This is a genomic window from Bradyrhizobium sp. CB1717, from assembly GCF_029714325.1.
Classification (GTDB): domain Bacteria; phylum Pseudomonadota; class Alphaproteobacteria; order Rhizobiales; family Xanthobacteraceae; genus Bradyrhizobium.
This window is the reverse complement of sequence record NZ_CP121666.1, coordinates 5,009,174-5,031,646: the sequence shown is the minus strand read 5'-3', so window position 1 is coordinate 5,031,646 and position 22,473 is coordinate 5,009,174. Positions and strand designations below refer to the sequence as shown.

The window sequence follows — 22,473 nt, the reverse complement described above, 5'->3', positions numbered from 1 at the left end:
TGTTCGGCACGTCACTCCTCCCTGATCCGGGCCGTCCCCCGACGGCCGCGTCCACGCTAGCACGAAACGGCGCGATCGCCGGCAAGCCTTGCCAGGCGCACCGCACGTCTTCCGCCGGCCATCTTGTCGGGGTACAGAAAAGCGAGATCGTCTCTGCTCGCGAGGATGCTGCCTGAATGTCGGTTGAGCCTGAGCCAAGGACCGAACCCCGCCTGCCCTCGCCGCGCCTTGGCGTGCTGCCGATGATCATCTTCGGCTCGCGCTGGCTGCAATTGCCGCTCTATCTCGGACTGATCGTGGCGCAATGCGTCTACATCGTGCTGTTCCTGAAGGAGCTCTGGCACCTTTCCTGGCACGCGATAGATCTCACCGAGCAACAGATCATGATGAGCGTGCTGGCGCTGATCGACGTCGTGATGATCTCCAACCTGCTGGTGATGGTCATCGTCGGCGGCTACGAGACCTTCGTCTCGCGGCTCGACCTCCAGGGCCACCCGGACGAGCCGGAATGGCTCGGCCACGTCAATGCGAGCGTGCTGAAGATCAAGCTGGCCATGGCCATCATCGGCATCTCCTCGATCGCGCTGCTGCGCACCTTCATCGAGGCCGGCAATCTCGGCTCGAGCCGCGCCGGCTTCACCGAGACCGGCGTGATGTGGCAGGTGCTGATCCACATCACCTTCATCGTCTCGGCGCTCGGGATTGCCTATGTCGACAAGCTCAGCGATTCCGGAATGCGCAGACACGCCGAGTGAGGCGTTCGAGTTGCGATACACCGTCCGGCTCCGGAGTTCCCATGCCCGCCGACGACATCTCCTTCAGGCCGGCGCGCGCGGACGACGCGGAGACCGTGTTTGACATCACCAAGGCCTCGATCGCGGGTCTTTCGCGCGGATGCTATTCACCGGCCCAGATCGAGAACTGGATGGGCGAACGGACGCCCCGGTTCTATGAAGAGCTCATCGCCAAGGAGCGGATGACCGTCTGTCTTCGCAACGACGTCGTCATCGGCTTCGTCGATGCCGAGCCCGGCGAGGTCACCCGATTGTTCGTGCTGCCCGAGGCGGCCGGCTCCGGTGTCGGGAAACGGCTGCTCGACATCGGCGTGGCCCAGGCGCCGATCCGCCTTGAAGCCACGATCAACGCCGAAGCCTTCTACCGACGTTACGGCTTCAGAAAAATGGGCCAAGGCCAGTTCTCTCACGGCCTCGGCGGCGAGCCCATCGAGATCATCCACATGGAGCTGTGAGCAAGGGCGCGCGGCGCTCACTCTTTTTTTGCTTCGAGCTGCTGCATGGCCTGATGCAGGCATTCCTGAAGCTTCTGGGCGACCTGCTCGCGCGCCACCCCCTTGCCGGCAAGATCGCCCGACACCTTGTCCAGGACCTCGTCGATCGTCCGGCTCTCCAGATGCTCCGTCACCAGCGCCGCCGCATAGCTGGCTGCGGCATCGCCGCTGAGGCCGAGCTGGCTGGCGGCCCAGAGTCCAAGCAGCTTGTTGGACCGGGCCGTCACCTTGAACATGAGCTCCTCGTCATGGGCGAATTTGGCCTCGAAGCCCTGCTCGCGCTTGTCGAACGTGGTCATGGTCAGCTCCATTGCGTTGTCACTGAAGAGGATCGGATTGGCCGGAAGCGAACGTCTCCGTATTTCGCGTCAGTTGAGGATCATTTGAAGCTTCCGGCGGAAGGCAAACGCCGTCAAGCCTGCCGCGTGCAACAGGCGCGTGTGTTCACCGCTGCCGCCAGCTCCGTGCCAGCCAGATCAGCTACTGGAAAGTGTTAACCGTCTATTAAGCAGACTCAGCGCCGCATGGCCGGGGGACATCGAGAGCTGACGCATGAACAGAGAGCTGCGGGAGTTTCGACGGCTTGAACGCCTCTGCCTGGAGCAGGCCGCCCTTTCCACCATGGACCTGGCACGAAGCGGGTTGCTCAAGGTCGCCAACGACTGCCGCGTCGCGGCCGAAGCGATCGAGGCACAATCGCCCCGCGGGGCATTCGCAGAAGCCGTCCAGGCATTCAAGCTGGCCTTGAGCGCGAAGGGCACGTCCAAGCGGCACTAGGCGTCGGGCGGTCGATCCAGGGGATATCGGCGGGCTGCGGCCGGGCGCCGTCAGCCTTTCGCGGCCGCAGCTTCACGTGCGAGCCGCTCGGCCTTCAGCCGTTCCTTGTTGGCGTAAAACGCCTTCTGCGCCGCTTCGTGATCGCGCATGGCCTTTTCGGCCTCGATCCGGCGAGCCGCATCGCGCGCCTGGCGCTGTTCGGGGGTCAGGGGTTTGCGTCGGAAGGAAAGGTCTTCAGTCATGGCGAGACAACGCGGAGGTGAGGAATGAGTTCCGCATGTCGGATCTCGGGTGCGGCGAGGCAAACCGAAATGCCTGCCTTTTCAGGGTGATACAGGCAGAAGCTCGCGCCCGGACCGGCGGCCCGCCCACAGCGGAATCGGAGCTGTCCACCCCGCCGGAAGGCCGCTCAAGCAAAAATAGCGAAAACAACCCCATGCACAGTAGCTAAGTCGTGTTGGCACAACGACTTTTTATGCACCCACGAAGGCACGTTTGGCCCGTCGGGCACAACAGTGGCATCCCGGCATCTTCGCAAAAATCCGTCGCCGCTGCCGGCGACGTCCAATCCCGGGCCGCAAGGACGCCAGGGACGAGAGCGGATAACGGTTCGGTGAAGGAAACCACTTGCCTCCCCGCGCGAAGCATCCCGGAAACAGAGCGCTGCTAGTTTTTCCCGAACTTTCAAGGGGAGACTGACGATGATTGCTCTCAAGGTGATTGCGTTTACGCTCGGTGCTGGAATTGCTTTCTGGATGTACTCAGGCGAACTCGGCGCCGATGTCGTGCTTGCCATCCTGGCCTGCCTCGCCTGACGAGAAAGACCCGCTGGTAACGGGCCGGCAGGTTTACTGGGGACATCATTCGGGATCGCCAGCCGGGCCTACTCTCATCTCGATTTCCCGACACGACCATGAGCCTCGCAGGTTCTGCTGCGCCTGCTCCAAAACGGTCGTCAACGAATGGCAGGGCAAAAGCTCGATTTTGTGAATTGGCGACCTGTGTCGCAACCGGATTGACGTCCTGCGCAGTCCCAAACGATCTCCATCATAAAAACGGCCCCGCTCTCTCCGGGCAGAGAAAGCAAGGCCGTGCATTCCCAGATTTGCGGCCGATAGGGGCTTCAATGGACACGGCCGCACCGTGGAGCTTACATGATTCCCGGCCGGAGGTTGCCGCTTTTTCCCGACAGAGCGCGCCGTTCACGAGGGCCAACAACAAGCGTCCTCCCCTGCGAAGACGTTCAACGTATTTGTCCTCGAGAAGGACGAGCCATCACCGGGCCGGTCAATGCCCTTCCTCGTCAGGAACCTTACCCGCGCACTCGAATTCACAGGCCATGAAGCGTCTGGTTTTCGGGCTTGCGGCGCTTTGCGGCACGCTGCTTTTGGCGCTGGTCTGGCTTGGCCAGCACGAACGCCAGGCAGCGATTGAGCGACTGGAGAGGTACGAATTCTCGCCCCGCTAAGACGCAATGAGCGCCCCTTGGTGTCGCAGCACTGTGACGGCAGTCGCGGTCGATGCGGTATGGCTGGAGCCGCGCACCGCTAGAGCATGGGTCGTAACTCCATGGCTCCCCCACCTGCCTTTTTGCCCCGGATTGTTGATGGCGGCGTTCGCGGAATCCAAGGCGTCGACGCGCGAACTGAGCGGTCCAAGCCGATGGGATAACAGCTTCCGCTCACCGGCTTGCGCTGCCACTTTGCGCTGCAGATCCGCGAACTCATCGGCGAGCTTCTGCCGGCTCGCTTGATTGTCCCTGACCGTCCCCTCAAGGCGGCCAAGAGTCTGCGGTACCTGAGCCCCGCACTTCGCGAGCTCGCGCGCACGTAGCACCCAGGACCGGACCATGCTTGTACCAAAGGTCAGGTTTCGCTTGCAGGTTGACATTTGATAATGCGGGAACTTTCGGCAATTGGGTACATTGTCTTTGCTGCTGATAATCTAGCTGTCGTCATCCCTCCGGTCTGAGGAACTGCCGGTGAACCGGGAATTAGAGGAATTCCGCAGACTCGAACGCGCCTGCAGAGAGCACGCGGCCATTGCTTCCTTCGACCTTGAGCGCGAGGGTCTTCTCAAGGTGGCAGAGTACTATCGGAACGCTATCGAAGCCCTGCAACGCCGCCCCGGTGCCGACAGCCCCCCGTAAACTTCTCCCGCCAGCTCGGCGCACCCGCCCCCTGTGAATAAGCGGGATAGCGCGCCCAAACCGCCTAACAGGCGCAAGTGCAACAGGGACGGCCCCCTACATGCTCATTGAGATGATGGCCGCCAAGCCCAGGGCGGCTGCACCCCACGCCAGCGCATGCAACATCCAAGGCCGCATTGTCATTGTCGCCTCCCAGCGGATGGGAGGATGCGGGCGGCTCGCGTGAGCTACTTGAGATAAATCAAAGACTAAAGATTATCGCCGTTGCGGCGGCCACGGTGAAAACACCAGCGCCAATGGCAAGCACACCCACTAGTAGTTCTCTACCCATGCCCTATCCTAACCTAAGTTACCCCAGGCCTGGCTATGCAGTTTGTGCCAGATTGTCCCGGAGGCAGAAGGAAGGCCCAAGCTGTGTTTCGATCTGGCCGCTCTATCCTGAAACTGGACCGGCTAACATTTGAAGGCCAGCGCAGTTGACGGCAGTGTCCGGCTCCGGCTGTGCGACACCGCTCTTGGCTGCCGCGTCATCAGCAAAACGCTTAGGCGGCATCCTCAGATCGTCGGCTGACTGATGATCTTCCGGCGTCGTCCGCTGCTGTTCCAACTTCTCTACATGCTGAAGAACCATTCGGCGCAGGTCCGGGTCTTTGATCTTCTGAAATGCCAGGATCAAACGAAACAGATCATGATGGTCGGCTGCTAATGCCATTCGGAAAAACCTTTTCGACGAATCTAAATCACCAAACCAGCATTTATGCATGCTCTTAAATGTTTATGAAGCCACTACTGAGGCAGCGAACCGCGTTACGCGCCAATTTCTCCTAAAAATCTGCATGCGCTGGCTCAATGTTGTGCAACGGCTTCCTGTTTAGGCAGGCATAAAAATATCGGTCAAACTATGCTGCTCCGGGGCATTTTTAACTGAAAGGATTTAATCATGAGAATTGCTGCCGTGATGTCGATCGTCTTCTTGAGCGTTTCCTGCTTCCCGGCGGACGCACAAGACTTACCGGAGCACACTGTTCTGGCGTTCAATCTGCCCAGCTGTCCGAAAGGGTGGCAGGAGTATGCACCTGCTGCCGGGGCTCTTGTTGCCGGGGTCGGCAATACATTCCAGCTAGGCGCAAATGGAGTAAGCCCAAGCTTTACAGTTGCAGATGCCGGAGGCGGTGCATCGGCGCCCAAGTCAAGAGTGGCAGGGCTTCTGTTCTGTGAGAGAAACAAAAATCGGCGATAGACTTCACCCTGAAAAGGCCTCGCCCTCGCTCGCTAAAAGCGAGGGCGGTGCGTCCACAGAGAAGCGCGTCTTTTGTGCGCTCACTGAGAAGTTACGTATCTATCCGCTGAATCTGATTTCCCAGGTCCAATTGCCACTTTTTCCCGATTGAGCCGGTTTCGGGTGAGAGCGGCCTATCTAATCTGCTTACGGGCCCAACGCCCCCTAGCGGCTTTTTTGCCAACCGCAGCTTTGCCCTTGAAAACAGCCCCGGGTTGATTCAGATTCTCAGAAGAGGGATCACCGTGGAGACGACGATGGCTACCATCGGTACCGTGGCTTTTCTCCTGCTCGTCAGCGTGGCGATGCTAGCCAAGGCGCGTTTCAAAGAGCGCGCCTCCTGGCGCCGTCAGATGACTGACAACGCTATGCGGGCCATGGGCAACTAGAATCTATCGACCCACCGCGGCTAGCTGCCTAGCCAAGGCCTGGCCGGCCTGGAACATCGTTCTCCCGACCTCGTCTCTGCTGGCATCGCCGGAAATGGTGATGTTCATACTGTTATTGTTGGTTGTCCCACCCATCTCAACCTACCTTCGCGCTCGCGCGAAGAGTGGCGCCTAGTCTCCAGCGCCGCGGACCGCGACTGACCTTGCGTGTCTACCCCCACTTGTTTAGGAACGACGACGGCAAAGGCGGCAGCGGCGATCAATGCGGCGCTGGCAGGTTAGGTGCCAATCGGGTGCCAATTTCGCGGTTCGTTCTCCCGGAACCGACCGCTAAGCACTTGAAACTGTTGACTTGGAAGGGTGGCCGAGTGGTTTAAGGCACCGGTCTTGAAAACCGGCGTGCCCGCAAGGGTACCGTGGGTTCGAATCCCACCCCTTCCGCCAGTATATTGTTCGCCACTGTTCGTGGTCGTTCGAACTCCACAGCAAATTCAGTGACTTATGCCGAAGGGCTGTACTTCACAGTTCGTCGGTGTTCTTCCTAATCGGGTCACTGACCGTAGCTGAAGACCGTGGGTTCGGAGGACGGTTCTCTCGGAGGAACAATGGCTGGACGGCTCAAACCACTCGACGTAGAGCGTCTCATAAAGCCCGGCAAATACGCCGACGGCGGCGGCCTCTACTTGATCGTCACAGGACCAGCGTCGAAAAGCTGGTCTTATAGATACTGGAAAGACGGGAAAGAGCGGTGGCACGGTCTTGGCTCGTCGAAGGAGGTATCGCTAAAGGACGCGCGGCTTGCCCGGGATGCGGCGCGGCTGCGCGTGAAAGGCGATCGCAGCACGGCCGGGGTCGACATCGTCCAGGAACGTCGAAAGGCGCGCGAAGCGGCGAAAGCCACCGTGACCAAGGTGGTATTGCCGACCTTCGAAGAATGCGCGGAAGCCTACATCCGGGCGAACTGGTCGACGTGGAGTGAGAAGCATCGCGATCAGTGGCCGTCCTCCCTCAAGCGCTACGCCTACGCCACCATCGGCACATTGACGATCCCGGAGATCAAGCCAAGCCACATCTACGATCTGCTGGAGCCAATCTGGGTGGAGAAGCGGGAGACTGCGAACCGCGTCCGCGGCCGAATTGAAACGATCATCGCAAAGAACGTCGATATCGATGATCCGGAGTTCCGCAATCCAGCCGAACTTACGCGGCAGATGCGCGAGAAACTACCAAAGCGCACCAAGCGAGTCGTCCGACATCATCCCGCTTTGCCCTATTCGGAGGCGCCGGCATTTTTGACGCTTCTAGCTAGCGCTCCGGGCAGAGCTGCTGCCATGTTGCGCTTCCTAATCTTCACGGCTTGCCGCACCAGTGAGGCAGTCGAGGCGTGCTGGTCCGAGATCGATCGGCCAACCTCGACTTGGAAAATTCCGGGCGAACGAATGAAGATGGACCAGGATCATTACGTTCCCCTGTCCGCCCCTGCATTGGCGGTGCTTGACGAGCTGCGCGATAGACGCCAAGGCGAACTGATCTTCACGAGTCCTGATGGCGGAGCATTCTCCGAAAACGCAATGCTCGCCGGGCTTGATCGTCTTGGCTACGGACACGTGACGGTGCATGGCCCGATCAACCTTTGCAACTTGGGCGGAGGAATGCACCGATTATCCGGACGGCGTACGCGAAGCCGCGCTGGCCCACAAATACAAGAGCGAGACCACAGCAGCCTATCAGCGGGGCCAAAAGTTGGAGAAGCGACGGGCTCTAATGAAGGATTGGGCTGCATTCCTCACCGGCAGCAATGTGCTCCAGCTCCAAAACCGGAGGGTGGGATGAGAAAACCAGCGGAGGAAAGCTGAAGAGCAGTCGGCACGGGACCGCCCCATGATGGTGGTGTTGCCGAGCTCTCACTCATGGCTGGGAACAAATATTATCAGCGAGGAGCGCGAATGCTGACCGCGGTTGCACATGCGGGCCATGGGTGCTGATTGCAGCGATTCGTCTGGCTCTGTACTCGCGGAAATAGGTGACCTGGAGGTGCCACTCCACGGCCAAATCCGTCGGCAGCGCCGTGTTTCCATCTGCAATAGGTCCGAAATACGCCAAAGACACCGCCCGCCAGGCCCGCGTGCGTCGAAGCCAACGTAAGGAATCGCCGATTCACGGTGTTTTTTGGCTCGTGAAGCTCATCCTCCGAGGTTAGTCATATCGTCCAATCACCGGATTGCAGGACGGTCGAGTTCTTAAGTTGCTCTTGGTCTAGGCCGGTCGAGATATTGCCAGCTGAAATGAAATCGATTGCGCTGATCGACGTGTCAAATTGGACCGGATCGTTCGTCGAACCAAAGAGCATTTCGGATGCCGATGCAGGGACCGCTATTGAGTCAGATGGAGCGATCGTCTCAAGCGTGAATGCGCCACTTTCCGAGATCGTTTCAGCAGGCAAACCGGAGAACGCAGTGTCGGCCTTGAAAGAAAATCCAGCAGTCTCAAACACGTCGGATCCTGAAACAGTCCCAATCGACGAATTTTCGACACTAGCCTCATTCGATGGAGCGAAGGCGCTTTGAAGTTCAGTCGATTGCTGGCCGGCTGACACAGTAGCGGGATCAATTGTGATGACGGTGTGATTGCCTTGATCAGCAAAAACGAAGCTGTCCGCCGTATAGTTTCCGAGGACCCCAATTTCCAGGTTGAAGGCAATCGCGCCGCCGGCCCCCGACGCGGGAATAGCGTAGGTCAGATACAGTGTTCCTCCCGTGCCGGTCGCGTTTGGGACATATTCGTTGCCAACTACATCAGGGCCGCTTGGACTAACCTCAGGAACAATGAGCTGATCTCCAACGCCCAATCCCTCAAGGGTCAGTCCCGTGGCTGCCCAAAACTCTACTCCCGTGGCAGTACTACGTGCATCAGCCTCAAACTTGATCGTACCCGCTTCGTTTGAGGAGAAGTCAATGACAACGTCATGAGCATGTCCAAGAACATGCACCGTGCTGTCGTTAACGTCGACCGTTCCACCTGCCAACGTCGTGAACTCGAGGTTTCCGCCTTGGGTCTGGATGACTCCTCCAGAATTGTCCACGTCACCTGAGAAGCGCAGAAGGCCCGATTCTCCCACGAGCAGTCCTTGATTTATGAAGTCGACCGAAATGGTCGATGTCGCCGCCGACCCGCTCTTGATGAAGGTGCCGAGGTTGTTCACCGCCGCCGTGCTGCCGTCATCGCCACTGCTGAAATTGTTGGCAACGATGCTCAGCCCGCTGCTGGTCGTCTGGTCGTCGAATGTCGCCCCGTTCGCGATTGTCAGCACCCCCGACCCGGCATCGCTCTGGCCCGTGTTCGGGTTGGCACCGTTGAGCTCGACCAGGACAAACGTTCCTGTCGCCGCGCTGCTGCCGCCCAGCTGCAGCTCCCGTCCGGCATCCAGCGCGAAGAAGTTGCTCAAGGACGCCCCGCCCTGCGCGAATGTCGCGCCGGTGCCGCCCTGCGTCCCTCCCGAGAACGCAGAAGGCCCGATCGCCGTCACTGTGCCGCTGCCGGCCAGAAGGCCGCCGGTCTGCACCAGCGTGCCGGTCGTCGCGGCACCGGCAAACGTCACCGTCCCGCCGCTCGCCGTCGTTGTCCCGGATCCCGTATAGCTGCCATTGACGATCGTCGTGCCGCCACTGAAGGTCGCATTCCCGGTGATGCTTGAGGCCGCATCAAGGGTGCGGATGCCACCCGCGAACTCGATCGTGCCAGCACCCTGATAGATCGCTCCCACATCGGTGCCGCCGCCACTCAGACGCAACGTTCCATTCTGGACCTCGACTACGCCGCTGTTGTTGAACGCAGCGCTGATCGTTGAAATTACCCCCGAGCCGCTCTTGATGAAGGTGCCGAGGTTGTTCACCGCCGCCGTGCTGCCGTCATCACCACTGCTGAAATTGTTGGTAACGATGCTCAGCCCGCTGCTTGTCGTCTGATCGTCGAATGTCGCCCCGTTCGCGATCGTCAGCGTCCCGGAGCCAGCGTCGCTCTGACCCGTAATCGGGTTGACGCCGTTGAGTTCGACCAGAACGAACGCTCCGATCGCCGCGCTACTGCCACCGAGCTGCAGCGCCCGTCCGCCATCCAGCGCGAAGAAGCTGCTGAATGCCGCCCCGCCCTGTGCCAGCGTCGTTCCGGTTCCGGCTTGCGCCCCGTTCGAGAACGCGGAAGTACCGCTCGCCGTCAGCGTGCCGCCGCCGGTCAAAATGCCGCCAGTCTGCACCAGCGCGCCGGTCGTTGCGCCACCGGCAAACTCCACCGTCGCGACGCCGCTCACGGTCGTCGTGCCAGATCCCGTGTAGCTCCCGTCGATCGTCGTCGTGCCGCCACTGAAGGTCGCATTCCCGGTGATGCTTGAGGCCGCATCAAGGGTGCGGATGCCACCCGCGAACTCGATCGTGCCAGCACCCTGATAGATCGCTCCCACGTCAATGCCGCCGCCGGACAGAACCAGCGTGCCGTTCTGGACCTCGACCAGGCCATGGTTGTTGAACGCGACGCTGATCCTTGAAGACCCCGCCGACCCGCTTTTGATGAGGGTGCCGAAGTTGTTCACCGCTGCCGTCAGGCCGTCGTCGCCACTGCCGAAGTTGTTGGCAACTATGCTCAGCCCACTGTTCGTCGTCTGATCCTCAAACGTCGCTCCGCTCGCGATCGCCAAGGTCCCGGAGCCGGCTTCGCTCTGGCCTGTGTTCGGGTTGACACCATTAAGCTCGACAAGGACAAACGTTCCTGTCGCCGCGCTGCTGCCGCCAAGCTGCAGCACCCGTCCGGCATCCAGTGCAAAGAAGTTGCTCAACAATGCCCCGCCCTGCGCCAATATCGTGCCGGTGCCGCCCTGCGTCCCGCCCGAGAACGCAGAAGTCCCGCTCGCCGTCACCGTACCGCCGCCGGCCAGAAGGCCGCCGGTCTGTACCAGTGAGCCGGTCGTCATGGCGCCGGCAAACATTACCGTCCCGCCGCTCACCGTCGTCGTCTCCGATCCCGTGTAGCTCCCATTGACGGTCGTCGTGCCGCCACTGAAGGTCGCATTCCCGGTGATGCTTGAGGCCGCATCGAGGGTGCGGATGCCACCCGTGAACTCGGTCGTGCCGGCGCCTTGGTAGATCGCCGCGACATCCGTGCCGCCGCCAGACAGAACCAGCGTCCCGCTCTGGACCTCGACCACGCCACGGTTGTTGAACCCGGCGCTGATCCTCGATGTCGCCGCCGATCCGCTCTTGATGAACGTGCCCTCGTTGTTCACCGCCGCCGTGCTGCCGTCGTCGGTGGTGCCGAAGTTGCTGGCAATGATGCTCAGCCCGCTGCTCGTCGTCTGATCATCGAACGTCGCCCCGGCCGCGATCGTCATCGTCCCGAATCCAGCGTCGTTCTGGCCCGTGATCGGGTTGGCACCGTTGAGATCGACCAGGACGAACGTTCCTGCCGCCGTGCTGCTGCCGCCGAGCTGCAGCACCCGGCCGCCGTCCAGCGCAAAGAAGTTGCTGAATGCCGCCCCGCCCTGCGCCAGTGTCGTGCCGGCGCCGCCCTGCGTCCCACCCGAGAACGCAGAAGGCCCGGTCGCCGTCAGCGTGCCGCTGCCGGCCAGAAGGCCGCCGGTCTGCACCAGAGACCCGGTGGTCGCGGCACCGGCAAACGTCACCGTGCCAACGCCGCTCACCGTCGTCCCGCCCGATCCGGTATAGATCCCATTGATTGTCGTCGTGCCGCCGCTGAAGGTTGCATTGCCGGTGATGCTAGAGGCAGCATCCAGCGTCCGCGTCCCACCGGCGAACTCCACCATGCCGACGCCCTGATAGATCGCTCCCGCGTCGGTACCGCCGCCAAGCAGAACCAGCGTCCCGTTCTGAACCTCGACCACGCCCCGATTGCTGAATGCGGCGCTGATCCTCGAGGTCGCTGCCGCCCCGCTCTTGATGAGGGTACCCTCGTTGTTCACCGCCGCCGTACTGCCGTCGTCGGTGGTGCCGAAGTTGCTGGCAATGATGCTCAGCCCACTGCTCGTCGTCTGATCATCGAACGTCGCGCCGGTCGCGATCATCAGCGTCCCAGAGCCAATCTCGCTCAGCCCCGTGGTCGGGTTGGCACCGTTGAGGTCGACCTGGGCAAACGTTCCCGTGGCCGTGCTGCTGCCGCCGAGCTGCAGCACCCGCCCGCCATCCAGCGCAAAGAAGCTGCCGAATGCCGCTCCGCCCTGCGCCACCGTCGTGCCGGTGCCCGCTTGAACACCTCCGGACAGAGATGTAGCGCCCGCCAACGCGATGCTTCCGATGCCAGAGAAAGTGCCGCCCAATTGACTAAGGCTGCCCACGCTATTGCTATTGCCATTCAGCACAAGCGTGCCGCTGGTGAGACCGACAGCTCCGCTCGACTTCAGCCCATTCGAGATCGTGAGCGTTCCGCTCGTCTGCTGCAGCGTCGCTGCGGTTACGGTCAAAGACCCGAACTCGGTACCGATGCTGTTGAAAGTGACAATTTGGCCTACGGGCAAATCAATGAAGGCATCGTCGCTGGCGTTCGGTATGCGATTTTCGCTCCAATTGGCAGGGTTGTTGGCGTTACCTCCGGTCGCGGCGATCCACTCGATGCTGAATTTAGCGACGTTGAACGACTTGGTCAGGACGCTCGCGGCAACCGTATTACCGGCGCGGTCGGATATTTCGGCAAGGTCGACTTCCACACGATGCTCGCCAAGCGCGAGCGGCGCGTAGCTGAGCTGCACGGTGAAACCGCCGTTCTTCAGCTGAACGGCCGTGGGCACGATTTCGACGCCATCAGGCCCAAACAGGTGAAAATTGTCCGCCGAGACCGTCGCAGGATCGAGCGGCTCGGAGAAGTTGAACCGCAGCGTTCTGAACGAAGAACCTACGGTCGCACCATCGACCAAGTTGGTGTCCATTAGCTGCGGTCGAATGGTGTCCGGAACAAGCTCGATTGTGAGGAGGTCAGAGAGGCCCGCATTCCCACCGGTGTCGCGAGCATGTGCCTGCAAGGTCACGCTCGTCCCGTCATTCGCGGCAATGGTCGGCAAGACTGCACGCAGATCGAACGGATAGGCGCCATCGACACGCTGCACCTGTCCGTTAACGAGCAACTCGACGTCGCGCACCTGCACATCGTCCGCGATGCGCACACCGAACGGGACCACCTGCCCTTCCTGAACCTGGATGCCAGGACGCGTCGGATCGATGTCCGCAGGAAAGTTGGCAAGCGTAACGGTCGGGGCTTGGCCTTGCGTGTCGAAGGCGAGATAGTTCACCACCTGCAACTGATTGCCGGCGCCGACGAAGGCAAGACCGTTACCAATGGCGACCGAGGTGGGCGCAGTGGGCAGCGTGATGCGGGTGACGAAATCGCCAGTATTGGCAGGATCATCGGTGCGAACAATGTCGATCGCGTTGCCGGCAATGCTGCCGACGGCAATACCGAGACCCGAGCCGTTGAGCGCAAGTGCCGTGCCGACGATGTTGTTGGCGTCGGGTCCGCTGATCAGCGACATGGCCGCTGGATTGGCGACGTTGATCGTGGCGTAGCTCGCGCCGGCGGGCACGTGAAGCACGCCCTCCGCGACGAACAGCTGGCGGTCGACGCTGCCCAGTCCCAGCGCAAGGGGGAATGAACCCCGCTCGACCATAAGCAGGCCATTCACCACCTCGACGGCGTGCACGATGTTGCTGTTGTCGAGGACGTAGAGGAACGAACCCTCGTGTGCGAGGCCGGTTACAGTCGTAGCCGCGGCAAACAGGTCGAGTGTCTGGATTTCATCGCCGGTGGCGAGGTCAAAAGACCTAAGTTTGCCACCGTCGTTGACGTACGCGATACCGTCGATGATATCGACGGTGGTGGCGCCGACGGCGACGGTCTTGATCAGTGTCGGGGCGACGGAATCGGACACGTCGACGAGATGAAGTCCGCCGGCGCCCGCGGCTATGGCGGCGATCTTGAGCGACGTGTCAACGGCGAGGTCAACCGCGGTGCCGGGTAGATCGAGCTCGGCCCGTACCACTGGCTTGAATGCATCGGTGACATCGACGACGGCGAGGCCATGAGTACCGGTTGCTACGTAGGCCGTGGCCGAAGAGCCACCCACACCGACGCTGCTTTCGATAGTTACTTGCCGAACTTCGCCTTGAACGCTAGTCGCGGCAATCACTCCGGTCGTAACCGGAACTCCGTCGAGGGGATTCGTCTTTGCCTTGATCTCTGCTAGATCGGAAACCCCGTCTCCATCGCTGTCAGCTGATGTGACCAGACTTCCAATAACCTCCTCAGCCGCATCGGGAAGACCGTCGTGATCAGTATCGATGGTGGGTTTGAATAGATAGAAGTCGAGAGCAATCTCGCTATCAGCATCTTCTCCGCTTATCCCGTCGTCTTGGCTAATAGCTGGAACCGATCGGGGCAATAAGAAATTGGCTACGTCTATGCTTTGGCCGCTTTGCCTCGCTGGAATTTCTAGTTTGAGGACGTATCCAGAATCAGCGTCGAAAGTCTCTAGCAAGTATGCCTGATTTGACGCTAAGAAAATATTTCCCGATCCCGGCGAGATAGCACCCCTTATGAGGTTCCCGTCCGTCAGCGATTTGATCGTGAAGTAGTTGTCTGAGAAGCTAAAGCGCGAACTCGCCTCAGCCAAGCCTTGGTCCAGAGAGAGGTTGGAAATTTCCAGCTGATTTGCGTTACTCGATGGCCGAGTACCAACAGGAACGCCATTGTTTCCGTTGTCTATGTGTATGTGCCCGGGAGGCGGATCAAAAAAATTTGCACTTGGCAATGGCACTCCGATCGGCCTTCCATCCGCACCCAAAATCGGTGTGCCGGTTACTAGGTTTACCAACTCCTGGGAAAAACCGATTCGCCATCCGTTCGGCAGCGCTTCCCGCAGCTCCCTTATGAGCTCTGACCGCTGCTCGTTCGTTGTGCCCGGCGGAATTTGAAAATCGAGTGCTTCGCCATGGTTGTGCTGACTTCCTCCGGTGCCATCGCGTTTTCCAGAGTTAATTAATAGGTCTGCATCATCTCCAAACACATGCCGAAACGCGTCTCTGATCTTGAGCAAGGTTTCAGGATTCAGAAGATCGTCCTTGACACCGTCCAAATTTGGAACCGGTCTCATCGCCGGATTTATTTTGACACCTTCTGGCAGGTTCGGGTCATTGCTTGGAAGTTCCGGCCCGTTTTCATCCAAGGGGAGCCGGGCTTGGTTACCGGGCGGAGTGACTCCATACCAGCCTGGTGCAAGGATGCCTTGACCTGGATCCGTTACAACCGAGAAGCCGTCCGCGGACACGGTCGCCGTACCGCTGATCTCGAGCAGGCCGGTCGTATGATTGAAAGAATAGAAGAATGTCTTCTCTCCCGGCGCGAGACTGTACAGATTGGGGAACGACATCTTCACCGGGGTTGCAAACGCAGCAACACCGGGGGCCTGGATGGTGAACGTGGCTGCGAGTTGCATGATGCCAGGTGGCAGCATGTCGCGCACGAGCGCCGGATCGACCATCTGGATGCCAACCTGTGCGTTCGCCACGGGACGGCCATTCTCGTCGAGCGCGATGCCCGGCTGCACGGTGATCTGCAGCTCCTCGCGTTGCGCTTCCGTCAGATTAAGGCCCGCGTCCGCGCCGGCTGTGATCACGGTTGGCGTCGTATCGGATAGGGTTTGTAAAATACCGGTGCTAAGCCGCGGCAGATAGACTTCCGGACGGCTAAGGTTTTCGATCTGCTCTTGGGTCGAACCCATCGTGCCCATGAGCGTGTTGACCTGCCCAGGGCGGACACTCACGTCCATCACCATCTCGGGATAAAAGACGCCCACCGGCGCATTGGTCGCAGTGCGGCCGTCGACCGCAACCTTGACCACACCGCCCGGCACGTTGGTCAGCGCAAAGCGACCCTGCGCGTCGGTGAACACCGCCTGATCCTCAAAGCCGAGGATGTAGACCTTTGCGTTGGCGATCGGCTCGAGGAACAAATCGTCTGATGTATGCGCCGCGCCATCCAGGCCGGCGCGGAAGTCGTCATAGGTCATCGGCTTGAGGTCGGCGCCGGGGCCGACCACGACGCCGGTGATCGTAGTGTTCGGCAGCGGTGTGCGGCTGACAGTCGTGAACGAAGTCAAGAGATCGCCGCCATCAATTCCGTCGGTATCGCCATCCAGGAACGCTCCGTCACCTACGGCGCGGATCGCGTCGCCATCGAGATTGAGCTTGACCGTCGAACTGCCCGGCAATGGGTCGTCGAAGAACAGCCAGGCGCGTAAACCATCCGGCGAAACCACGATGTTGGCCGGAATCTTGGCTCCACTCGCGTCGGTAGCAAAGAACGTGTTCGCGTTCAGGGTGGCCGCATCGGCCGCGCGCGTGAAGGTCACCTGCGGGCGGAACGTAACGCCAATGTCGTCCGCCCCATCGGACGGGAGCAACTGGTCGATTGCAAATGGAATCTGTGAAGGCAAATTGACCGACAGCGCAAGCGTTTGAGTATGGCCGGCCGCGTCTCTTGCAAACAGTCTCAGCTCGTTCGCCCCTAGCGCCGCGGTGCCGAGCTCGAGCAGCTCGTCGAAGGCCCCAGTCGCGTGGTCATAGACAATCGGCCGTATGGGTCCATTGCCAACCTGATAGGACAGCGACGCAATCGTCGAACCGGTGCCATCAACAGCTCCGACCAGGCGCGTCGCCGCATCGACATCCGCGCCATCGGCGAAGCTGGTTAGCGTGATCGTCGGCGCGGCTGTATCGCGTATGAAGATGAAGGCATGGTCGCCGGTGTTGCCAGCCGTGTCCTTGGCGGTGAAGATGAGCGCGTGTTGTCCGTCGGTGATTCCAGTGAATGACGTGCTCACGTCAAACGAGAAGCGTCCGACCTCATCGACGGATATGCTTTTCGTTGGCCCATTATCGAGCTGCACCTCCAGCGAAGCGAGACCGGCGAGATTATCGAGTGCAAAGCCGGTCAGCGTCAGCGCACCCGCCGTGACCAGCCCGCCACTCTGGTCAACAAGGACAACAGGCGCTCGCGTGTCGGCCTCAACCGAAAATGCGTCAAGAACCCAATCACCGATCAGGCGTCCTGTGGCTTGGCCGGCAATATTGGCGAACTGGAAGTGAATGCCGCCATATATGCGACTCTGGCCGGCCTCCGCCGCAGCATCGTCGAAACTGTCGAATGAGCGCGTTACGCCAGGAAGTCCGATGCTTGTCGTTGAGAAGGCGTAATCTCCAAACACACCGCTCAGAATGGTTGCCGCCGTTGCGCTGTATGTTGAGTGGCCCGAGATGTATTCGGGAAACGCAGGCGTGAGGAGCAACGGCTGCCAGGTCGGATCGGCTGTGGTTTCCGGATTTCCATCCTCATCGGCGCGACGAATGGCCGTAATTGGCCGCCAGCTTCCGTAAAAGTATTTGGCGTCCCAGGCGGCAATGCCGGCATCGGCCAGGCCAATGTTGAGCATGGCAAGCATACGTGCTGAGTCAGAGAGGCTGAGGCCCTCCGCCTGCGCGGCCTCCGTCGCAATCGCGTTCCAATGGCCGGATGGCGTGAAGGATCCAAGCCCGTCGGCCCAGAAGCGCGCGATCTGTGTTTGCTCGGCCGTACGTTCGCTGCTCGTGGCCGAACCTAGTCGCATGACTTCGTCAAAGGCTGCAGCATACTCGGCGCTATCGAGGCTCGGAGGCGCGCCTGGCCGGAACTGGTCGCCTGTCTGAAGCGCAAAAGGCGTCAACGAGCCCCATTGCGGCCCAAGGGGCACATCGAACATCGGCGGAGTCGGGACCCACTGTCCGGGTGCGCCTTCGGCGTTGTAAGTCACGAAGGCGTCCCAGCCGTCATGATCACGCAAGGCGATCACGGCATCGGCTACCGCTCTGCCGAAAGAAAGTCCCGCCGCCTTGTCGTCTCCTTCCGGGATGTCAGCGAGATCAGCTGCGAGCTTCTGGTCCAGCGCTGCTGCTTGCCCAGGATAGAGATACGCGAGCACCCGATGCGCCGCAGCGGCGACAGCGGCGTCCACCGAAAGGTTCGCGGGTGCCGTGAGGCCCACCATGATGGCGGGGGTGCCGTCAATAGCCGCAAGGACGTCCAGGACGGCGATACTCTCCATCGCCAGCGTACGCGAGGCAACGATTGGCGTGGCGCCGTCGGCACGGATCGTATCAAGAGTGGTCTGATTCCAGGCAAGGGCAGCGTTTTCCGCGCCGCTCGCCGCGATCCGTTCGAGCGTCAAACTTGCATGATTTTCATTCCCGGCCGCGTCAACCACGCGCAACGTAAGCTCGCTCGTCCCCAGCGGAAGATCGATTCCGGGCAACGAGAAGCCGCCGTTGATATTTGCGACGGTTTTGAGGCTAGTCCCAACAAGTGCTACCGTCGCTCCAGCTTCGGCCTGACCGACAATCGTGACCTTTGCCGCTTCAGTAATCAGGTCGCCGGCAGCGCCTGTATCCGACGAGCGTGCGAGCTCCGACGAGGTCAGAGCGGGCGCGATGGTATCTATCTCGACCGCAAATCCATCCGAACGGTCGCTTGTACTGGTGCCGAGGCGCGCTTCCGCCGAAAACGAATACGAGCCGTCACTTAAACTGGCCGCCGAGTAGTCGAATATCCACTCTCCGGACGCGCCTACCGTTGTTGTCCCAATTTCCTGTCCGTCCAAGAAAACGATAATGAAATTGCCTGGAGTTGCTGTCCCGGAAAGTGTGAGTGTCCGATCTGATGTGAGGCCATCGCCGGCCAGGCCAGTGTCGTCCTCGATCCGGTAGATGATCGGTGTTGTCACCTCTCCACCGACTTCCGGCGTGATGCTGATCCCCACCGAGCCGGCGACCGGCGCTGCAATCCCATCTGATACAGTGTAGCTGAACAAGCCTGCATCGCCATTGGCATTGGCCGCCGGCGTGAACAGCAGACCGGTCAGTTGGCTGCTGGTTAGCATCTGGCCATTCACCACCGCCGTGATGCCGTCAGCCAGATACACCGTACCCTTTGCAGGCAGACTTGTCACCGTAATGGTCAGCGCGTCTCCGTCGGCGTCCGTGGGCGCGGAAAGTCCCAAGGGAGCCGCGGGCGCGTCTTCGGCGATGGTCAGCGTTGCCGATGCCACCACTGGCGCATCGTTTTGCGGGGTGATGGTGAACGCCACCGAGCCGGCGACCGGCGCTGCAATCCCGTCTGATACCGTGTAGCTGAACAAGCCTGCATCGCCGTTGGCATTGTCCGCCGGCGTGAACAGCAGACCGGTCAGTTGGCTGCTGGTCAGCGTCTGGCCATTCACCACCGCCGTGATGCCGTCAGCCAGATACACCGTGCCCTTTGCAGGCAGACTTGTCACCGTGATGGTCAGCGCGTCGCCATCGACGTCCGTCGGCGCCGAAAATCCCACCGGCGACGCACCCGCATCCTCGCCGATCGTCACCAGCGTCACTGAAGTGATCGTTGGTGCGTCGTTCACCGGGTGAATTGTAATCGATGCTGTTGCAGGCGTCGCGTCTTGCGCTCCTGAGTTATCTACCGACGCGTAATTGAAGTCGGTCGACCCATTCCAATTCGGCGCAGGCCTGAAATACACAAGTGCGGAATTGTTGATGGCAGGAACACTGTCGCCGGGCTGCAGCAGGGCGGTCAGCAACGCATCGCGGTAGAGCACTCCGTTTGCCGGAACGTTGATAATCCTGAAGGAGGATACTGTCCCATCCGCATCGCTTCCGGACAACGCGATTGCCACTGACGCATCTTCGCCCCCCGCACCAGATGCCGCCGCTGTATCAGGCGGGGCAGAATCGAAAATGACGTAGGCGACCGCGTTACCGGTGTCATTCCCTCCGTGCTGGATCCCGTCGCCGTCGATAAGTTTAAAGGATATTTCGCGTGTCGGCGTAGAGGGAATCTTTGATGAATTCGAATATCCAATGTGATCCAGAAGAATCTGAACGCGATCTGACGTCGCCGAACCGATAAAACTTATGACGAGTTCGTTGCCATTTTCCCCGCCCGACACCACACCAATTGGTACCCCGTTGATCTTGACGTGGGTCTTGCCTCCAGATCCCGTTAAACTCACTATCGAATCTGTTACAATCGCCAACTGATCAGAGCGGATTCCGTTTTGCGTAATGGCGACGTGCAGCGAACCACCACCAAAATTCGCTGAATCGACGTCGACAACGGTCGCGACCGGAGCAAGCGCCGTCAGCGCGTCTCCAACATTGTAGTGAAGCGTTGCCGATGTGCCCGCCGCGATGCCATTAAGATCAATGACCGGCGCGTGATTGACGCCAGGCGCTTTGATTGCCGCGAGCGCAATATCAGCATCGTGACCGTTCTTCTTTCTGCCATCACCATCATTGACACCCGAGGTCACGTCGCTGGTAGCCAGTGTCTGGCCTCCGAAGTTTCCGGATGCGCTCAGCACTGCGTTTGGCGCAAGCTTCAGTGCAGTATCTCGTTCTTTGTACGAGACGAGGCCATTCAAGCCCTGTGACATCCCATCGAGAGTCGACATAGCCTGCCCCCCAATAGCTCCCGGTGCAAGAGGACTAAATTCGTTTGTTCATCAAACGGCCTGTTAGTGAAATCTGATCAGTGTTCTTGCAATTGCGACCGATATAGTGAGATCGCGCTCTCGAGCTCCAAAAGTGTCTCGCCCCGGCGGGCAGGCCACAATGATTAGGCAAAACAACCCAACTAATGAATGCACCTGCGAGGACCGAGGCGTGTCTGCGATCATCATCTCTTTGATTAGCGGCTTTCTAGCCAGAGCTGTCTTGCCCCATTTGGGGCATGAGGGCAGAATGTCGCATGATGACTTCGCACTTCCCCCTTGGCTTGGCCGCTCGCCCGAGCCGTGGGGAATACTCAACAAGAGGAATGGGAGTAATACGTAAGAGCTATTGCTTCGAAGGGATCAGTTGATCCCAGTTGCCTGTCCCGCTTTGTGTTCAGAAACACATTTTGCGATCGGAGATGGGGGGCGAGTATGAATACTTGGAACCTCACTCTCGTAGAACAGGCTTTCGCTGCCGCCGCGGTAGATCCCTCATTTTGGTCAAAGGCTCTCGATGTAGTGACGGAGCAAACAGAGAGTCGCGGAGCCCTCCTGCTGCCGATTTCAGGAGATCCTCTCCCCAATATACCTTCAAGCGGGAGGCTGGCACGGGCTATTGAGGTCTATTTCAGAGATGGGTGGCATAAGCGCGACGAACGCTTTCGCGGTGTGACAACGCTCCTGCGAGACGGTGTCATAGACGATCTCGACTGCGTGACACCCGATCAAATGAAACACCTTCCTTATTATCAAGAGTTTCTTGCACCCCTTGGTCTTAGATGGTTCGCTTGTGTGAAAATCGCCTGTGGGGACGATGTTTGGGGCCTCTCGATTCAGCGCGGCCAGCACCAAGATCCGTTTTCGGCGCAGCAAAAATCGAGACTGGCTCACCTATCGAGATCGTTGTCTGCCAATGCAGCGGTATCCCGTGCGCTGGGCTTTGCCGCCGCTGACGCTGCATTGGAAGCGTTCGACATCAGCCAAACAGCCGCGGTGCTCCTCAATCGGCGCGCAGAAGTCATCCGATCAAATCGGTTGGCCCATCGATTACTAACCGGAGACATCCGAATTTGCGCTCGGCGGCTGACTTCCGTTGATCCGTCTGCCACTGCGGCGATCGAACGCGCCCTTCATCGTTTGCTTTGGAATGCCGACGATGCCGCCCTGATGCCGCCAATTCCTATGCCACGTCGGGAACTGCCGCCGATACTCGCGTACCCTATGAAACTCGCAAAGATCACCTCGCACGTCTTTGCGGACTGCCATGCCGTCATCGTTCTCGTGGAGCCGGGTGCTCGCTCGAAGCCGCAAGAAGCCGCTTTGCGTGCCGCATTTGGATTGTCCCCCGCGGAGGCGCGGCTTGCGGCGAGGCTAGCAACGGGTGAGGCATTGAGCGCAATTTGCGACAACCTCGGGATTGCAAAGGAAACAGGACGTCGCGAGTTGAAAACAATCTTTGCCAAAACGGGAGCGCGACGGCAGCATGAGCTGGTCGCGCTCACCGCAACCCTAGAAAGATCGACGCGGCCATCAGGTGATCCTGCTAAGCTGTGAAGCACGCCGAAGTCGCAAGCATCGAGCGCTCTCCATCACCTCCGCGGTATGCAAGAGGTCAGCTGGCGCGTCAGCGAAGGCCCGTAAGAAGGGCCGAGCAGTGGCTTTAGAACCTGGAAGACGCTGATGCTCGGCTTTCTAGCTCCGTGCCCGCAACCTCGCCTAAGCGGTCTCTATGCCAGCGACTACACGCTGCACGACGGAGGTGCCGACGCCGAGTGATCGGCCGATCTTCAGAATGTCCGCCTGCCCCCCGGAGTTCACGTATCCATCTCGTAGTAGGCTTTCGATCCTCACCGATGGAAGGCACCCCAAATGAGTGCTATGGATCGCAAAGCCGTGGGTTGTCACCGTGGCTTAGATACTGCGCTCCGCGCGCTCTTGGAGAAAACAGCTGAAAACTCAAAGCAATGGCGACAACGGTGTGGAGGAGTGGATATCCGCAGACATTAAGGGATCAGCCTGCAG

At 60.0% G+C, this 22,473-nt stretch carries 11 protein-coding genes and 1 tRNA gene; 8 read left to right on the top strand and 4 right to left on the bottom strand.

Annotation, left to right across the window (positions count from 1 at the left end):
- Positions 1–176: 176 nt before the first annotated feature.
- Together QA649_RS23935 and QA649_RS23930 are read left to right on the top strand one after the other, a co-directional pair.
- Complete coding sequence (locus tag QA649_RS23935) at positions 177–755, top strand: TIGR00645 family protein (protein WP_018641972.1); 579 nt, start codon at positions 177–179, stop codon at positions 753–755.
- 41 nt (positions 756–796) lie between these two features.
- Complete coding sequence (locus tag QA649_RS23930; RefSeq protein ID WP_283019346.1) at positions 797–1,249, top strand: GNAT family N-acetyltransferase; 453 nt, start codon at positions 797–799, stop codon at positions 1,247–1,249.
- A 17-nt stretch (positions 1,250–1,266) separates the two neighbouring features.
- Here the strand turns inward: QA649_RS23930 and QA649_RS23925 are convergent, their stop codons facing one another.
- Entirely contained in the window at positions 1,267–1,587 is a 321-nt protein-coding gene (locus QA649_RS23925) for a DUF1476 domain-containing protein (RefSeq protein ID WP_283019345.1), read from the bottom strand.
- Positions 1,588–1,840: 253 nt separating this feature from the next.
- Between QA649_RS23925 and QA649_RS23920 the strand changes: the two genes are divergently transcribed.
- Positions 1,841–2,065 (top strand): hypothetical protein, encoded by a 225-nt coding sequence (locus QA649_RS23920; RefSeq protein ID WP_283019344.1) that lies wholly within the window; start codon positions 1,841–1,843, stop codon positions 2,063–2,065.
- A 50-nt stretch (positions 2,066–2,115) separates the two neighbouring features.
- Here the strand turns inward: QA649_RS23920 and QA649_RS23915 are convergent, their stop codons facing one another.
- On the bottom strand, positions 2,116–2,307 hold the full coding sequence (locus QA649_RS23915; RefSeq protein WP_283019343.1) for a hypothetical protein: 192 nt from the start codon (positions 2,305–2,307) through the stop codon (positions 2,116–2,118).
- A 1,097-nt stretch (positions 2,308–3,404) separates the two neighbouring features.
- Here QA649_RS23915 and QA649_RS23910 point away from each other — a divergent pair.
- Positions 3,405–3,533, top strand: coding sequence for a hypothetical protein (locus QA649_RS23910; protein ID WP_283019342.1), 129 nt, complete (start codon positions 3,405–3,407; stop codon positions 3,531–3,533).
- A gap of 1,114 nt (positions 3,534–4,647) precedes the next feature.
- Here QA649_RS23910 and QA649_RS23905 read toward each other — a convergent pair.
- Complete coding sequence (locus QA649_RS23905) at positions 4,648–4,926, bottom strand: hypothetical protein (protein ID WP_283019341.1); 279 nt, start codon at positions 4,924–4,926, stop codon at positions 4,648–4,650.
- An 824-nt stretch (positions 4,927–5,750) separates the two neighbouring features.
- Between QA649_RS23905 and QA649_RS23900 the strand changes: the two genes are divergently transcribed.
- From QA649_RS23900 to QA649_RS23890, 3 genes are all read left to right on the top strand, one after another.
- Positions 5,751–5,882 (top strand): hypothetical protein, encoded by a 132-nt coding sequence (locus tag QA649_RS23900; RefSeq protein ID WP_283019340.1) that lies wholly within the window; start codon positions 5,751–5,753, stop codon positions 5,880–5,882.
- Positions 5,883–6,236: 354 nt separating this feature from the next.
- Positions 6,237–6,326 (top strand) — tRNA-Ser (locus QA649_RS23895).
- Positions 6,327–6,487: 161 nt separating this feature from the next.
- On the top strand, positions 6,488–7,738 hold the full coding sequence (locus QA649_RS23890) for an integrase arm-type DNA-binding domain-containing protein (protein ID WP_283019339.1): 1,251 nt from the start codon (positions 6,488–6,490) through the stop codon (positions 7,736–7,738).
- A gap of 344 nt (positions 7,739–8,082) precedes the next feature.
- Here the strand turns inward: QA649_RS23890 and QA649_RS23885 are convergent, their stop codons facing one another.
- Entirely contained in the window at positions 8,083–20,409 is a 12,327-nt protein-coding gene (locus tag QA649_RS23885) for an Ig-like domain-containing protein (protein ID WP_283019338.1), read from the bottom strand.
- Between the two features lie 474 nt (positions 20,410–20,883).
- Here QA649_RS23885 and QA649_RS23880 point away from each other — a divergent pair, with 474 nt between their 5' ends.
- The gene (locus tag QA649_RS23880; RefSeq protein WP_283019337.1) at positions 20,884–22,005 is read left to right on the top strand and encodes a helix-turn-helix transcriptional regulator; all 1,122 of its coding nucleotides are present in this window, start codon (positions 20,884–20,886) and stop codon (positions 22,003–22,005) included.
- Positions 22,006–22,473: the final 468 nt, after the last annotated feature.

What these genes read in the sequence shown, in the direction of transcription:
- QA649_RS23930 (WP_283019346.1), top strand. Translation starts at nt 797, where the DNA reads ATGCCCGCCGACGACATCTCCTTCAGGCCGGCGCGCGCGGACGACGCG.
- QA649_RS23905 (WP_283019341.1), bottom strand. Translation starts at nt 4,926, where the DNA reads ATGGCATTAGCAGCCGACCATCATGATCTGTTTCGTTTGATCCTGGCA.
- QA649_RS23935 (WP_018641972.1), top strand. Translation starts at nt 177, where the DNA reads ATGTCGGTTGAGCCTGAGCCAAGGACCGAACCCCGCCTGCCCTCGCCG.
- QA649_RS23910 (WP_283019342.1), top strand. Translation starts at nt 3,405, where the DNA reads ATGAAGCGTCTGGTTTTCGGGCTTGCGGCGCTTTGCGGCACGCTGCTT.
- QA649_RS23885 (WP_283019338.1), bottom strand. Translation starts at nt 20,409, where the DNA reads ATGTCGACTCTCGATGGGATGTCACAGGGCTTGAATGGCCTCGTCTCG.
- QA649_RS23880 (WP_283019337.1), top strand. Translation starts at nt 20,884, where the DNA reads ATGAATACTTGGAACCTCACTCTCGTAGAACAGGCTTTCGCTGCCGCC.
- QA649_RS23900 (WP_283019340.1), top strand. Translation starts at nt 5,751, where the DNA reads ATGGCTACCATCGGTACCGTGGCTTTTCTCCTGCTCGTCAGCGTGGCG.
- QA649_RS23915 (WP_283019343.1), bottom strand. Translation starts at nt 2,307, where the DNA reads ATGACTGAAGACCTTTCCTTCCGACGCAAACCCCTGACCCCCGAACAG.
- QA649_RS23920 (WP_283019344.1), top strand. Translation starts at nt 1,841, where the DNA reads ATGAACAGAGAGCTGCGGGAGTTTCGACGGCTTGAACGCCTCTGCCTG.
- QA649_RS23925 (WP_283019345.1), bottom strand. Translation starts at nt 1,587, where the DNA reads ATGACCACGTTCGACAAGCGCGAGCAGGGCTTCGAGGCCAAATTCGCC.
- QA649_RS23890 (WP_283019339.1), top strand. Translation starts at nt 6,488, where the DNA reads ATGGCTGGACGGCTCAAACCACTCGACGTAGAGCGTCTCATAAAGCCC.